Raw genomic sequence first — 13,834 nt, 5'->3', positions numbered from 1 at the left:
TCGAAGAGAAGACAGCCGCAAAAAAAGGAGACACGCAGTGCAGCCATCCCCTTCCGCGGTGCCGCGACTCGAATTGCGGCACGCGAGCAAATCCTTCGGCCGGGTGCGCGCGCTGTCCGACGGCGACCTCGTGCTGTGGCCCGGCGAGGTGCATGCGCTGCTCGGCGAGAACGGCGCGGGCAAATCGACGCTCGTGAAAATTCTCGCCGGGGTGCATCAGCCCGATGCCGGCGAGTTGCTGGTGAACGGCGAGCCACGCCGCTTCGCAACACCGGCCGAAGCACGCGACGCCGGGCTTGCTGTCATCTATCAGGAGCCGACGCTGTTCTTCGATCTGTCGATCGCGGAGAACATCTTCATGGGCCGGCAGCCGGTCGACCGCTTCGGCCGCATCCAGTACGACGCGATGCATCGCGAAGTGGACGGACTGCTCGCGTCGCTCGGCGTCGAGTTGCGCGCGGATCAACTGGTGCGTGGTCTGTCGATCGCGGATCAGCAGGTGATCGAAATCGCGAAGGCGTTGTCGCTGAACGCGAGCGTGCTGATCATGGATGAACCGACGGCCGCGTTGTCGCTGCCCGAAGTCGAGCGGCTCTTCGCGATCGTGCGGAAGCTGCGCGAACGCGACGTCGCGATTCTGTTCATCACGCACCGGCTCGACGAAGTATTCGTGCTGACGCAGCGCGTGACGATCATGCGTGACGGCGCGAAGGTCTTCGACGCGCTGACCGCCGATCTGAGCACCGATGCGATCGTCGCAAAGATGGTCGGCCGCGATCTGGAAACGTTCTATCCGAAGGCCGATTGCACACCGGGCGACGTGCGTCTGTCGGTGCGCGGCCTGACGCGCATCGGCGTGTTCAAGGATGTCTCGTTCGACGTGCGCGCCGGCGAGATCGTCGCGCTCGCGGGTCTGGTCGGCGCGGGACGCAGCGAGGTCGCGCGGGCGATCTTCGGTATCGATCCGCTCGATTCGGGCGAAGTGTGGCTGACCGGCAAGCGGCTCGACACCGGCAAGCCCGCGGCCGCGGTGCGCGGCGGGCTCGCGCTCGTGCCGGAGGATCGCCGCCAGCAAGGGCTCGCGCTCGAACTGAGCATCGCGCGCAATGCGTCGATGACGGTGCTCGGACGGCTCGTTCGGCATGGGCTCATTTCGGCGCGCAGCGAAACGCAGCTCGCCAACAAGTGGGGCACGCGTCTGCGCCTGAAGGCGGGCGACCCGGGGGCGCCGGTCGGTACGCTGTCGGGCGGTAACCAGCAGAAGGTCGTGCTCGGCAAGTGGCTCGCGACCGGCCCGAAAGTGCTGATCATCGACGAACCGACGCGCGGCATCGACGTCGGTGCGAAAGCCGAGGTGTATGGCGCGCTCGCCGAACTCGTGCGCGATGGCATGGCCGTGCTGATGATTTCGAGCGAGTTGCCCGAGGTGCTCGGTATGGCCGATCGCGTGCTCGTGATGCACGAAGGCCGCATCAGCGCGGAGCTCGCGCGCGCCGACGCGAACGAGGAGCGCATCATGGGCGCCGCGCTCGGTCAGGGACTTTCACCGTTGGGACGTGCAGCATGATGCGCCATTCGACCCATCCCGCGCCGGTGCGGCAGTCGCTGCCGAAGCGTTCCGCCGCTTCATCGGGCGGCCTCGTCGCGAGCGTCGCGAAGAGCCGCGAAACCACGTTGTTCGTCGTGCTGATCCTGCTGATCGCGGGGACCGGGCTCGCGAAGCCGCAGTTCCTGAATCTGCAGAATTTGCGCGACGTGCTGCTGAACGTGTCGATCATCGGTCTGCTGACGGCTGGGATGACCGTCGTGATCCTGATGCGGCATATCGATCTGTCGGTCGGCTCGACGGTGGGTATCAGCGCATACGCGGTGGGCAGCCTGTACGTTGCGTTCCCGCATATGCCGGTGCTCGTCGCGCTGGCCGCGGGGCTCGCGATCGGGCTCGTCGCGGGCGGCATCAATGCGCTGCTCGTCGCGGTGGGGCGCGTGCCTTCGCTGGTGGCGACGCTGTCGACGCTGTACATCTTTCGCGGCGCCGATTACGCATGGGTGCACGGCGGCCAGATCAACGCGACCAGTCTGCCCGATGCGTACTCGCGGCTCGCGACCGGCACACTGCTCGGCATCCCGACGCTCGCGCTGATCGCGATCGTCGTACTCGCGGGCCTGTCGGTGTATCTGAAGCAGTTTCGCGGCGGTCGCGAGCACTATGCGATCGGCTCGAATCCGGAAGCCGCGCGGCTCGCGGGCGTCAACGTCGAGCGTCGCGTGATGTCGGGCTTTTTGTTGTCCGGCGCGATCGCGGGCTTTGCGGGCGCGTTGTGGCTCGCGCGCTTCGGCACCGTCGATGCCAGCACCGCGAAGGGCATCGAATTGCAGGTCGTCGCGGCGGCGGTGGTCGGCAGTGTCGCGATCACCGGCGGCGTCGGCACGATCCTCGGCGCGACGCTCGGTGCGCTCGTGCTCGGCGTGATCAGCATCGCGCTCGTGGTGCTGCACGTGTCGCCGTTCTGGGAGCAGGCGATCCAGGGCGCGCTGATCGTCGCCGCGATCGCCGCCGATACGCTGCTGGCCCGCTCCGTCGCCAAACGCATGATGAGGAAACGCGATCATGGCTAAACCCGATTCCGCGCTGCTCACACGCAAGCGCGAAACGCCGCTGCAATGGGAAGTGTTGCTGGTGATCGTGCTGATCGTGTCGCTGGTGTTGGGCCGCTGGCTGTCGCCGGTGTTTCTGACCGGCGCGAACCTGAGCAACGTGCTCGCCGATCTGACCGAGATCGCGCTGATGGCGCTGCCGATGACGCTGATCATCGTCGCCGCCGAAATCGATCTGTCGGTCGCGTCGGTGCTGGGCGCGTCGAGCGCGCTGATGGGCGTGCTGTGGCACATGGGTCTGCCGATGCCGGTCGTGATCGTCGTGGTGCTGATCGCCGGCGCGCTGGCGGGCCTGCTGAACGGCCTCGTGATCGTCAAGCTGAACCTGCCGTCGCTCGCGGTCACGATCGGTACGCTCGCGCTGTTTCGCGGTCTCGCGTATGTGCTGCTCGGCGATCAGGCGGTCGCGGATTTTCCGGCTGCGTATACGGCGTTCGGCATGAACACGCTTGGCCCCACGTTCATTCCGTTGCCGTTCGTGATCGTGATCGTCGCCGCCGTGCTGTTCACGGTTCTGCTGCAAGCCACCGCGTTCGGCCGCAGTCTCTATGCGATCGGCGCGAATCCGACCGCCGCCGCGTTCTCGGGCATCGAGGTCGCGAAGATCCGCTTGCGCCTGTTCGTGCTGTCGGGTCTCGTCAGCGCGCTCGCGGGCATCGTCTATACGCTGCGCTTCACGAGCGCGCGCGGCGATAACGGCGAGGGCTTCGAGCTGTCGGTGATCGCCGCGGTGCTGTTCGGCGGCGTCAGCATTTTCGGCGGACGCGGCTCGATGGTCGGCGTGCTGCTGTCGCTGCTGATCATCGGCGTGCTCAAGAACGCGCTGACACTCGACGACGTATCCAGCGAAACGCTGACCATCGTGACCGGCGTGCTGCTGCTCGCGTCAGTGCTGATTCCGAACCTCGTCGCGCGCTGGCGCGCGGCGCGCGACCGGCGTTTCATCGCGAAGTCCGCCGCCGCGTCTTCTTCATCCGCAACCTAGCTTCCCCTCTCTGTCCAACAACAACGCAGGAGACACTTCATGTTCAAACCTCTACGTCACACCGGCATGGCCGCGCTCTGCGCCGCGTTGCTCGCGATCAGCTGCGGCGGCGCGTTCGCCGCGGAACTGAAAAGCGGGCTGAAGATCGCGTTCGTGCCGAAGCAGATCAACAACCCCTACGAGGTGATCGCCGACGATGGTGGACTCGCGGCGATCAAGGAATTCGGCGGAGTGGGCAAGGCGGTGGGGCCGTCGGATGCGGGCGCGTCGTCGCAGGTGTCGTACATCAACACGCTGATCACGCAGCATCAGGACGCGATCGTGATTGCCGCCAACGATGCGAACGCGGTCGTGCCGTATCTGAAGAAAGCGATGGGCCAGGGCATCAAGGTCGTCACGTTCGACTCCGATACCGCGCCCGAGGGCCGCCAGCTGTTCGTCAATCAGGCGAACGCCGAAGGCATCGGCCGCGGCCAGGTGCAACTGGTCGCGAAGCTGATGGGCGGCGAGGGCGAGTTCGCGATTCTGTCGGCGACGCCGAACGCGACGAACCAGAACACCTGGATCAAGTGGATGCAGGAGGAACTGAAGAAACCGGAGTACTCGAAGATCAAGCTCGTCAAGATCGCGTACGGCAACGACGACGATCAGAAGTCCTTCGTCGAAACCCAGGGCTTGCTGCAGGCGTATCCGAACCTGAAGGCGATCGTCGCGCCGACGACGGTCGGCATCGCGGCGGCGGCGCGCTATATCTCGTCATCGTCGAGCAAGGGCAAGGTGGCGGTGACGGGCCTCGGCACGCCGAACCAGATGCGCGCGTTCGTGAAGAACGGCACCGTGACTGCGTTCCAGTTGTGGGACCCAAGCGAACTCGGCTATCTGGCCGCGTACGCGGCGGCGTCGCTCGCGTCGGGCAAGATCACGGGTAAGGAGGGCGAAACGTTCGACGCCGGCAAGCTCGGCAAGCGCACGATCGGCGCGCAAGGCGAAATCATTCTCGGGCCGCCGACCACGTTCGATGCGAGCAACATCGACAAGTACAACTTCTGAGCTGCGGCAACGCCGACTGTCCACCTGATTCCCGTTGGCGGTGCGTGGGCAGTCAGCGCAGCGGATCTCGGGGCTTTCGCGTGCGGTCCGCTCAGCGGCGGATCGCGAAACGCCGCGCATAAGCGGCGGATGGTGAGCCGCTTCCCCACACCGCGCCATCGATCAGTTCCCTTGTGACGTCCTCGCCGGGCACCCGCACGTTCACGCGCGCGGCGGCCTCGCGATACAACTGCGTCTGGTTGATGCGCGCGGCGACCGCGTCGTAGTCGTTGCGCGCGTCGATGATCCCCCAGCGCTCGAACTGCGTGAGGAACCACGCGCCTTCGAATGGATGCGGGTAGTTGATCGCGCCGTCGTCGAAGAAACGCATCGGCAGGCGGCGCGGGTTCGCCGTGTCGAGGTGGTCGCCGAGCCGCGCCGCGATCAGCGTCTCGTCGATACCGATGTAATCGGGCCGCGCGAGCCAGCGGGCGATCTCGTCGCGATGCCCGGCGCCGTCGAGCCAGCGGCACGCTTCGAGCACGGTCTGCACGAGCGCGCGCGTCGTGCGCGGATGCGCATCGACGAAATCGCGTCGGCAGGCGAGCACTTTCTCGGGATGCTCGGGCCACACCTCGCTCGAATAAGCGATCGTTTTGCCGACGCCGTGCGCCTCGGCCATTTCATTCCACGGATCGCCCACGCACAGACCGTCGAGCCGGTCTTCGGCAAGCGCGGCGACCATCTGCGGCGGCGGAATCGCGACACTGTCAACGTCGCGCAACGGATCGACGCCTTGCGCCGCGAGCCAGTAGTACAGCCACGTCGCATGCGTGCCGGTCGGGAAGGTGTGCGCGAACACCGGCTTGCGGCCGAGCGTCGCGAGCGCCTCGCGCAATGTCCCATGCTTCGCGAGCGCATCGGCGAGCCGATTCGACAGTGTGATCGCCTGGCCGTTGCGGTTCAGCACCATCAGCACGGCCATGTCGGTGCGCGGGCCGCCGAGGCCGAGCTGCACGCCATACACGAGCCCGTAAAGCGCGTGCGCGGCGTCGAGATCGCCGGCTAGCAGCTTGTCGCGCACGGCGGCCCACGACGGCTGGCGGCACAGTTCGAGCGTGAGCCCGTGCGCATGGCCGAACTCGAGCAGCTTCGCCGCGATCAGCGGCGCCGCGTCGGACAACGCGACGAAGCCGAGCCGCAGATGGGTCTTTTCAGGCGGCTCGGCAAAGGCCGCCGCGGTGACGGAAGTGGCTGGATTCATGAGCGCATCATTTGAGCGAGCCGGCCGACGCGACGACCTCGCGCGCGACCTCGGCGAGTTTGACGCCCTGGTTCATCGCGCGTTTGCGCAGACTCGCGTAGGCGGCCGGTTCGGTGAGTTTCTGCTGATCCATTAGCAGGCGTTTCGCGCGATCGATCAGCTTGCGCTCGGCCAGTTCGTTTTCGGCCTGCGCGAGCCGCTCGCGCAATTGAGACTCCTGCGCGAAACGCGCGAGCGCGACTTCGAGAATCGGCGCGAGCCGCTCGCTCGCGAGGCCTTCGACCAGATACGCGGTGACGCCCGCGTTGACCGCTTCGCGGATCAGTTGCTGGTTCGCGTCGTGGCTGAACATCAGCACGGGGCGCGGCGCGGTCGCGTGCATCACGGCGAGCTGTTCGAGCGTATCGCGCGACGGCGACTCCGTATCGATGATGACGACATCGGGCCGCTCGTCCTGAACTGCGCGATGCAGCGCCTGCGGCGTCGCGGTGCCGGAGAGCATTTCGCAGCCGAGACAGGCGAGCGCATCGCGCAGATCGCCGATGGGTTTGTCGGTGTCGGTGACAAGAAGAACACGCAGCATGGAGTCAGGGGAAGGGACATCTGACTACCAGTAAAGCAATGGATATGCCAGTCTTCGCGCGACGGGCTTGGCGAGGTGCGTGAGAGAGTGCGCGCGCGAATGGCGCGGGCCGATTGCGGACGATCGCTGCGAATCGTTCGCCAAAGAGACGGTGCGGCCACGTCGGTCGCGCTGCACCGGCGAGGGGCATGCGGGACAGCGGGCGCCCGATGCACCGAAGCGGCGCATCGCGTTCGTCGCGGCCGCAGCCTTGGAGCCTCAAAGCCAGCGCGAATAACTGCGCGGTGAAAACAGCAAGGTCACCGCCATCATCGCGGCGATGCAGCCGGCGAGCATGATCCACGCGGCGACGAATCCGCCGCTCCAGTCGCGCACGATGCCGGCCAGGAGCGGCGCAACCGCCGCGACGATAAAGCCGACGCCCTGCGTGAACGCGACCAGCTGGCCGGCCACGCGATGATCGGTCGAATGATCCATCGCGGTCACGAGCGTCAGCGAAAGCACGCCGCCGAGCCCCGCGCCCGCGATACCGATCCACAGCAGCGGCGCGGCGTCGGGCAACGCGATCAGGCCGAGCACGTCAGCCGACTGCGCGGGCAGTCCAAGCGGTGCTTGCGCGCGCACGTGCGCGGCGAGGAAAAGGCGCTGCGCGCGGGCGCCATCGATGAATCCGTGCACCTGGCCGGCCAGTTTCACGTACTGCTGACGGAGCTGGCGGGCGGCACCGGGTTGCTTGGACTGGTCTGGCAACTCGTCGCGAAGACAGAGTTGTACAAGGCGCTGTTCGATCCGTCGAAGGGTTCGAGCTGTTCCGCCGATGAGCACGCGCGGATCATCGACGCACTCGATGCCGACAACCTGCAGGCTGCGGTGACGGCGATGCGCGAGCATCTGTCGGAGCTGGAGGAGAGGGTGGTCGAGCAGGTGCGCAAGAGCGCGGGCGGGGAGGATTGGGGAGCGGTGTTTGGGGTTTAGCGAGACGCGCTGCGACGTGCGTGGTCACCGAAGCGGCGTGCCGCCAGATTCCAACCAAGACGCCGCGCGTGTTGCGGCGTACGACGGTCGAGCAAGCGCTGGCGAGCATCCCGAATGTCAGGGAAGACGTCTAGTTCACGCGCTAGGGCGGCGAGGCTGACGTAGCGCGTTCAGGCAGAACGCGGAGTCGGAAGGTATGGCGCGAGTCAGTCGGGCCTCGCGCTTTCGCATGGGTTCGGGCGGGCTGCCCGCATCGCCTGCACAACATCGCAGATACGCAGGGCGGCGCCGCGACCCCTGCTTACCTCCGCCGCGCCGCCTGGCGTGGCGCACCGCCGCCACTCGAACGCTCGTCCTTGTGGCGGAAATTGATCCGCCCCTTGGTCAGGTCGTAGACCGACAATTCGAGCGTCACGCGATCGCCCGCGAGAATACGGATATGGTTCTTGCGCATGCGCCCGGACGCATAGGCGCCGACCACGACGCCGTTGTCGAGCGTCACGCGGTAGCGGCTATCCGGAAGTACTTCGTCGACGATACCGTCAAGTTCAAGCAGTTCTTCTTTCGCCATGCATAACTCCTGGTCGATGGGATAAAGGGGAAATCGGCCGCGGGCATTGCGAGCGGCGCGACTGTGGATTCGTTTGAAAAGCAGCGGCGCCCGAAAGCACGCTGCGCGACATGAGTGACGCGCCGATGACGCCGCTCAAAGATCGCTGACCGACTGACCATTCACCTGGCCGTCGATCAGCCGTTCCGCATGCGCCATGCACGCGATGCGCGCCTTGCCCATGCCGTCGAACGGAAACAGATACTGCAGGCGAAATACCCGGCCGTCGGCCGCCGCATTGGCGCCGACGCGACAGATGCGCACCGAAGCGTCGTAACCGGCGCCCGGATTGCGGGTCGCTTGCGCGCCCGCGGGGCGGCGCGGATAAACGAGCGGGTGAATTTCGTAGCCCTTGTAGGTCCTGACTGGTGCATTCATGAGAAACATGTCCTGTATTGCGTGGTCCACGCGCCGCGTGCGGGGCGCTGCTTCCCGGCGACGCTCCTTTGACGCGTCACGGCGCGGACCGGCGGCGGAGCACCGATGGGCGCGCCGCGATAAAAATGGTTGGCACAGGCCTGCTAGACCCGGCGGGCTCAATGACAATGGCCCGAGCGGTCGCGCGAAAACGCGGATTCGACCGAAAAAACGCTGAGGCCGCGCGTCAATTCGGGCGCCGGACGCATGATGCTGAACCGCTCGGTGTACTTCTCGCGACGGCGAATGCGGGCGGCGCATTGCCGGAGTGACGGGATCGCAGATAGAGGGCGGTCGAACAGTCGGGGGTAGTGCGGAGATGCCGGGTTGAAACTGCCTGGTGCTGCCAGTGCTATATGGGTGCGAGGTACAACAATTGCAACATGATGCCCGAAATAGGGCTGATTGGATAGTGCCAACTTCAGCGCACGACCGGAACGCCCGACTGGCGGGGCTTCGCGGGCGGTTGGCGAAGTCGTGTCGGATGCGGGACCGGTGACGGACGCGCGAATCGCGTGAGTGGCGGGCGCGAGGCTCGTTATCCGAAACGCGTGCGTCAGCGCGACGTCTCGGCGACGCGCTTCTGCAATTCGCGCGCGGCCACCAGCGGCAGGCGCGCATCGTCCCAGCCGGCCAGCCATTCGACTTCCTTCGCCGTGAAGACCTGACCATAGTTGCGCAGCGCGTACTGCAGCGAATCGATGATGTGGTTGCGAATGATCTCCGGCGTGCGCTTGTCGTCGAGCACGGCGCGAAGCGCTTCGAGTGTGGCCATCGGTTGGCTCCGTTCGGTTGGGTGTCGGTGAATCAGTGTTTATCGCACGAAAAAAATGTGCTCGCGAGGTAGACAAAATAGCCGTCCGGCATCGATTCGCGGCGCCAGCGCGAGGCCGCTACAATGGCGACTTCCTGAATTGCGGACCGAGCGGGCGCGCCGGCATCCATTGCGGGCATCTGGCCTCGTCGTCATCCGCTATCGCGCGCCGCCTCCTTCGAACCTCGCGTTTTTTCCATGCGCAACCCGAACGTGTCTCCTGTCAAAGACCTGCTGCTGAAGCGCTACGCGCCGATCGCCGACGGCATCGCCGCGCTGCTCTATCCGTGCGCCGAGGTGGTGATTCACGATCTGCGCGATCAGACCATCGCGTATCTGGTGAACAATCTGTCGCGGCTCGAGGTGGGCGCGCCGTCGGTGCTCGACGACGCTCACTTCGCGGCGCGCGGCCAGACCATCGGTCCCTACGAGAAGCTGAACTGGGACGGCCGCCGCATGCGCTGCGTGAGCAACATCCTGTTCGACGACGACGGCAAGCCCGCCGGCATCCTGTGCGTGAACTTCAACATCGCGGTGTTCGAGGATGTGCGCTCGACGCTCGATCTGTTCATCAAGGGCGGCGCGATGACGGACGCGCCTGCCGACGATCTGTTCCGCGACGACTGGCAGGACCGCATCAACACGTATCTGCACACGTGGCTGCGTGACCGGCAGATCGGCATCAATGCGCTGACGCGCGAGCACAAGCGAGAAATCGTCGAGGCGCTGCACGCGCAGGGCGCGTTTCGCGGCCGCAGCTCGGCGAACTACGTGGCCGCGGTGCTGACGATGGGCCGCGCAACCGTCTACAAGATCCTGAAGCAGATGAAAGAGGGCGGCTGAGCTCCGGCGCGCCGCGCTTGAAAGTGCATCGATGACGCCCCAAATAAGGACAGACACACCATGCGCTACCGACACTACAAAGGCGGCATTTACGAACTGGTCTGCGAGGCCACGCTCGAATCGGATCCGACAGTCACGATGATCGTCTACAAGGCGGCCAATGGTACGATCTGGACCCGTCCAGCGAAGGTGTTTTTCGAGCTGGTAGAGCAGGAAGGTATCAAGGTGCCGCGTTTTGCGCCGCTCGATGAGTTCAATAGCGAGGCAGATGCGTCCCCCGCGGACTCGCCCATGCTGCCGTAATCACAGGAACAGGGAAACCGAATGCGTCTTTTGCTTGCCATCATTTTGCCGTGGCTGCAGTTTTTCACGATCGGCCGTCCGTTTGCGGGCATCATCTGCCTGATTCTGCAAATCACGGTGATCGGCTGGGTGCCGGCGGCCATCTGGTCGGTGTATGCGCTGAGCCAGTACAACACGGACAAGAAAATCGCCCGCGCAATGGGCAACGCGCGATAAGACACAGCGCGTGAGAGCGTCGGCGAGCGCGGCGCCAGGCCCCCATGCTCCCGCTCACCGTGCCGGTATCGCGACCGCATCCGGCACTTCGATCACCAGGTCGGTTTCCGCGACCGCCACGCACGGCAGGATATAACCGTCCGCCTTTTCCTCGCGGCTCACGCCGGGCCATTCAATCGAGTAGCGCACACGCCCAGACGTCATCCGGCACAAGCATGTTCGGCACGTGCCGTTGCGGCACGAACGCGGCAAACGCAGATTGGCGAAAGCGGCGGCTTCGAGAATCGTCAGCGAATCGGGCGCTTCGAAGCTCTGGCCGAGCGGCTCGATGCGAACCACAGGCGGGCGGGTGGGGGCGGACATCGTGCAAGTCAATGACTAGGTGCGCGACACTTTACACGGGATCGGACACCGCTTTATGCCGCGCCGCAACATCGGCGCGTCAGTCGCGCCTTCAAGAAAAAATCGGGGAAATCTTGCACGTGGCCCGAACTCGTCTAAAGTGAATCAATTCACCTCCGCGTGGCGCGAACTCACGATGCCGCGTCGAGGCGACGGCCCGCGTCGGCTGCATGGGACAAGGAGGAACGAGCGGCGGACGCGATAGCAAGCAATCAGCGCGTGCATTACCCGAGCGCATCGTGCGCGCACTCTTCCAGGTGACTCCCATGCAGATCCAATTCCCGAACGAAGCCCCTGAATATTCAGGTCGCGAACTTACTTTGGCGTTTCCGGCAATGGTCGATGGGCAGAGGGTGGAGTGCATGATCACCGCGGAAGCGCTCGAAGATCACTTCGGCGCCGCGTCGCCCCGGCTGGAGGACATGATCGTCGCGTTCGACGCGCACCGGCCGCGCATCGAGGCCGCCACGCGCCGGCTGTTGTCGGAAACGCGCGCGCAGTGTCTCGTGCTCAGAAGCGGTTACGTGCGGTTTTACGAGGCGAACTGGCGTAACTGACCGATCTGAAGTTATCGGCTGGCTACCGGTACCGAAGCTTCGGCAAGCGCTACTGCTGCCGAAGCGCGAAGTTCGGATTCACCGGTGTCGCTGCCACTGGCTGGCCTGCGCGTAAGCCGCGGCCGCGTGCAATGCATCGGCGGCACGCAGCCAACTCCATTGCTTTCAAATGATCCGCCGCAGCACCCGATCCCTGAACACCACATGGTGCGCGATCGCCGCGAGCGCGTGCAGTCCGATCACCCAATAGAACAAGTTGCCGAGCCACTCGTGCGCGTCCTTCAACAGCGGCCGCGCGATCGAATCCGCACGCACCAGCGTGAAGCCGATGTCCGTCCATGCGAGCGACACCGGCCGCCCGACCGCATTGACCATCAGCATGCCGAGCAGCGGCTGCGCGAAGATGAACACATAGAGCGCGAGGTGCGCGGAGCGCCCGAGAAAAGCGAGCAGCCGATTGCTTTCGAGCTCCTCCGGCGCGCCGGCCCACAATCTCCACAGCAGCCGCAACACGGCCAGTCCGAGCACCAGCGTGCCGGCCCACAAATGCACGCCGGTCCAGAACGCGCGGCTGTCGGAGCCGCGCGGGCCGCGGATTTCGATGGCCAGATAGGCCAGCGCGACCAGCAGAAAAATCATCCAGTGGAAGAAAATCGCGGGCTTCGTGTAGCGGTCCGTCGTGCGATTATATGAGGACATCGAGGCTCCTGGGGGGCGACCCGTGCCGCTGCGACCGGGTCGGTCGCGACCCGGTCGGTCGCGGTCGAGCGTCATTCGAAACATCGGATGATAAACGGTCCCCGAACCCGACGACACATTCGCCCCCCGACCGCGCGACTTCCTCACTCGCTGCCGAGATAGAAATACCGGAACAGGAAAATCGCCGCGATGATCCACACGACCAGCTTCACCTGGCGCGCCTGGCCCGTCAGCAGCTTGAGTCCCGCGTACGAGATGAAACCGAACGCCACGCCGTTCGCGATCGAGTAGGTGAACGGCATCAGCAGCGCGGTCAGCGCGGCCGGCACGACCTCGGTCGCGTCGTCCCACGGCAGGTCGACCAGCTCGCGCAGCATCAGGCACGACACGTACAGCAGCGCGGGCGCGGTCGCATATGGCGGCACCACTTCGGCGAGCGGCGCGAAAAACAGCGCCGCGACGAACAGCACGGCGACCGTGATCGCGGTCATGCCGGTACGGCCGCCGGCCTGCACGCCCGACGCGCTTTCGATATACGCGGTCGTCGACGAAGTACCGAGCATCGAGCCGGCGAGAATCGCGGTGCTGTCCGCGAGCAGCGCGCGGTTCAGCCGATGCATCTTGCCTTCCACCAGCAGCCCCGCGCGGTTCGCGACGCCCATCAGCGTGCCGGTCGCATCGAACAGCTCGACGAGGAAGAACACCAGCACCACGTTCAGCACGCCGCTCGACAGCGCGCTGCGGATATCGAGCTGGAACAGCGTCGGCGCGATCGACGGCGGCGCGGACACGATGCCGTGAAACTGGTTGCCGCCAAAGAAAAAGCTCAGGATCGTCACGCCGACGATACCGATCAGGATCGCCCCGCGCACACGCATATGATCCAGCGTCACGATGCCGAAGAAGCCCATCGCGGCGAGCACGACGTGCGCGTCATGCAGATTGCCGAGCGTGACGAGCGTGGCCGGATTGCCGACCACGACGCCGGCCGACTTCAGCGAAATGATCGCTAGAAAAAGACCGATACCGCCCGTGATCGCGATGCGGATCGAATGCGGGATGCCCTTGACGATCACCTCGCGCACGCGGAACAGCGTGACGATCAGGAACAGGCACCCGGAGATGAACACCGCGCCGAGCGCGGCCTGCCACGTGTAGCCCATGCCCTTGACGACCGTGTACGCGAAGTACGCGTTCAGGCCCATGCCGGGCGCGAGCGCAATCGGGTAATTCGCGTACAGACCCATGATCAGCGACGCGAGCGCGGACACGAGGCAGGTCGCGACGAACACCGCGCTCTTCGGCATGCCGGCGTCGCCGAGAATTGCCGGGTTCACGAAGATGATGTAGGCCATCGTCAGGAAAGTGGTCACGCCGGCTAGCACTTCGGTGCGCAGGTTAGTGTCGACGGCGTCGAAGCCGAAGTAGCGTTTGATCGAGTCCATGTGGCGGGTTTTCTCTCTTTCGTCGTTCAGACAG

Annotated in this window: 18 protein-coding genes; 9 read left to right on the top strand and 9 right to left on the bottom strand. The window is 65.3% G+C overall.

All coding sequences use genetic code 11. The features are described from left to right. The first annotated feature begins 37 nt into the window (after positions 1-37). From OKW45_RS08010 to rhaS, 4 genes are read left to right on the top strand one after another with little or no spacing between them, the layout of a single operon-like run. A complete protein-coding gene (locus OKW45_RS08010; RefSeq protein WP_429467037.1) occupies positions 38-1,567 on the top strand; it encodes a sugar ABC transporter ATP-binding protein in 1,530 nt (509 codons plus the stop codon). Continuing rightward, positions 1,564-2,619: an ABC transporter permease gene (locus tag OKW45_RS08005; RefSeq protein WP_018425424.1), complete on the top strand. Its 1,056-nt coding sequence runs from the start codon at positions 1,564-1,566 to the stop codon at positions 2,617-2,619. Before OKW45_RS08010 ends, OKW45_RS08005 begins: the two co-directional genes overlap by 4 nt. Then, positions 2,612-3,643 (top strand): ABC transporter permease, encoded by a 1,032-nt coding sequence (locus OKW45_RS08000; protein ID WP_018425423.1) that lies wholly within the window; start codon positions 2,612-2,614, stop codon positions 3,641-3,643. The genes OKW45_RS08005 and OKW45_RS08000 overlap by 8 nt, the downstream gene beginning before the upstream one ends. A gap of 39 nt (positions 3,644-3,682) precedes the next feature. Continuing rightward, entirely contained in the window at positions 3,683-4,693 is a 1,011-nt protein-coding gene (rhaS, locus tag OKW45_RS07995; RefSeq protein ID WP_026226690.1) for a rhamnose ABC transporter substrate-binding protein, read from the top strand. A gap of 91 nt (positions 4,694-4,784) precedes the next feature. Here the strand turns inward: rhaS and OKW45_RS07990 are convergent, their stop codons facing one another. From OKW45_RS07990 to OKW45_RS07980, 3 genes are all read right to left on the bottom strand, one after another. Then, entirely contained in the window at positions 4,785-5,936 is a 1,152-nt protein-coding gene (locus tag OKW45_RS07990; protein WP_429467035.1) for a CmpA/NrtA family ABC transporter substrate-binding protein, read from the bottom strand. A 7-nt stretch (positions 5,937-5,943) separates the two neighbouring features. After that, entirely contained in the window at positions 5,944-6,519 is a 576-nt protein-coding gene (locus OKW45_RS07985; protein ID WP_429467034.1) for an ANTAR domain-containing response regulator, read from the bottom strand. A gap of 258 nt (positions 6,520-6,777) precedes the next feature. Further along, the gene (locus OKW45_RS07980) at positions 6,778-7,215 is read right to left on the bottom strand and encodes an MFS transporter (RefSeq protein ID WP_429469410.1); all 438 of its coding nucleotides are present in this window, start codon (positions 7,213-7,215) and stop codon (positions 6,778-6,780) included. On the opposite strand from OKW45_RS07980, the gene OKW45_RS07975 reads away from it, so the two are divergent. Continuing rightward, positions 7,144-7,494 carry an FCD domain-containing protein gene (locus tag OKW45_RS07975; protein WP_429469308.1) on the top strand — a complete coding sequence of 117 codons (351 nt, stop codon included), beginning with the start codon at positions 7,144-7,146 and terminating at the stop codon, positions 7,492-7,494. The genes OKW45_RS07980 and OKW45_RS07975 overlap by 72 nt on opposite strands. Before the next feature lie 301 nt (positions 7,495-7,795). On the opposite strand, the gene infA is transcribed toward OKW45_RS07975, so the two are convergent. The 3 genes from infA to OKW45_RS07960 form a co-directional block, all read right to left on the bottom strand. Next, positions 7,796-8,065 (bottom strand): translation initiation factor IF-1, encoded by a 270-nt coding sequence (gene infA / locus OKW45_RS07970; RefSeq protein WP_018425415.1) that lies wholly within the window; start codon positions 8,063-8,065, stop codon positions 7,796-7,798. Between the two features lie 135 nt (positions 8,066-8,200). Then, positions 8,201-8,482, bottom strand: coding sequence for a hypothetical protein (locus tag OKW45_RS07965; protein ID WP_429467032.1), 282 nt, complete (start codon positions 8,480-8,482; stop codon positions 8,201-8,203). Between the two features lie 595 nt (positions 8,483-9,077). After that, the gene (locus OKW45_RS07960; protein WP_018425412.1) at positions 9,078-9,296 is read right to left on the bottom strand and encodes a hypothetical protein; all 219 of its coding nucleotides are present in this window, start codon (positions 9,294-9,296) and stop codon (positions 9,078-9,080) included. 237 nt (positions 9,297-9,533) lie between these two features. Here OKW45_RS07960 and OKW45_RS07955 point away from each other — a divergent pair, with 237 nt between their 5' ends. Genes OKW45_RS07955 through OKW45_RS07945 form a run of 3 tightly spaced genes read left to right on the top strand, consistent with a single transcriptional unit; the run spans position 9,534 to position 10,697 of the window. Beyond that, positions 9,534-10,178: a helix-turn-helix transcriptional regulator gene (locus OKW45_RS07955; protein WP_018425410.1), complete on the top strand. Its 645-nt coding sequence runs from the start codon at positions 9,534-9,536 to the stop codon at positions 10,176-10,178. Positions 10,179-10,238: 60 nt separating this feature from the next. Further along, entirely contained in the window at positions 10,239-10,481 is a 243-nt protein-coding gene (locus OKW45_RS07950; RefSeq protein ID WP_429467030.1) for a DUF1653 domain-containing protein, read from the top strand. Between the two features lie 21 nt (positions 10,482-10,502). Beyond that, a complete protein-coding gene (locus tag OKW45_RS07945) occupies positions 10,503-10,697 on the top strand; it encodes a YqaE/Pmp3 family membrane protein (protein ID WP_018425408.1) in 195 nt (64 codons plus the stop codon). 54 nt (positions 10,698-10,751) lie between these two features. On the opposite strand, the gene OKW45_RS07940 is transcribed toward OKW45_RS07945, so the two are convergent. Further along, positions 10,752-11,060 carry a 2Fe-2S iron-sulfur cluster-binding protein gene (locus OKW45_RS07940; protein WP_429467029.1) on the bottom strand — a complete coding sequence of 103 codons (309 nt, stop codon included), beginning with the start codon at positions 11,058-11,060 and terminating at the stop codon, positions 10,752-10,754. A gap of 305 nt (positions 11,061-11,365) precedes the next feature. Between OKW45_RS07940 and OKW45_RS07935 the strand changes: the two genes are divergently transcribed. Further along, positions 11,366-11,656, top strand: a complete 291-nt coding sequence (locus OKW45_RS07935; protein WP_026226687.1) for a DUF1488 family protein — start codon at positions 11,366-11,368, stop codon at positions 11,654-11,656. A gap of 165 nt (positions 11,657-11,821) precedes the next feature. Here OKW45_RS07935 and OKW45_RS07930 read toward each other — a convergent pair whose 3' ends face one another. After that, entirely contained in the window at positions 11,822-12,355 is a 534-nt protein-coding gene (locus OKW45_RS07930; RefSeq protein ID WP_429467027.1) for a cytochrome b, read from the bottom strand. A gap of 143 nt (positions 12,356-12,498) precedes the next feature. Then, on the bottom strand, positions 12,499-13,800 hold the full coding sequence (locus OKW45_RS07925; protein WP_018425404.1) for an NCS2 family permease: 1,302 nt from the start codon (positions 13,798-13,800) through the stop codon (positions 12,499-12,501). Positions 13,801-13,834 lie beyond the last annotated feature (34 nt).

Origin of the sequence: Paraburkholderia lebeckiae, assembly GCF_050436225.1 — a bacterium.
Classification (GTDB): Bacteria; Pseudomonadota; Gammaproteobacteria; order Burkholderiales; family Burkholderiaceae; genus Paraburkholderia; species Paraburkholderia tuberum.
This window is presented reverse-complemented; position numbering and strand designations above follow the sequence as displayed.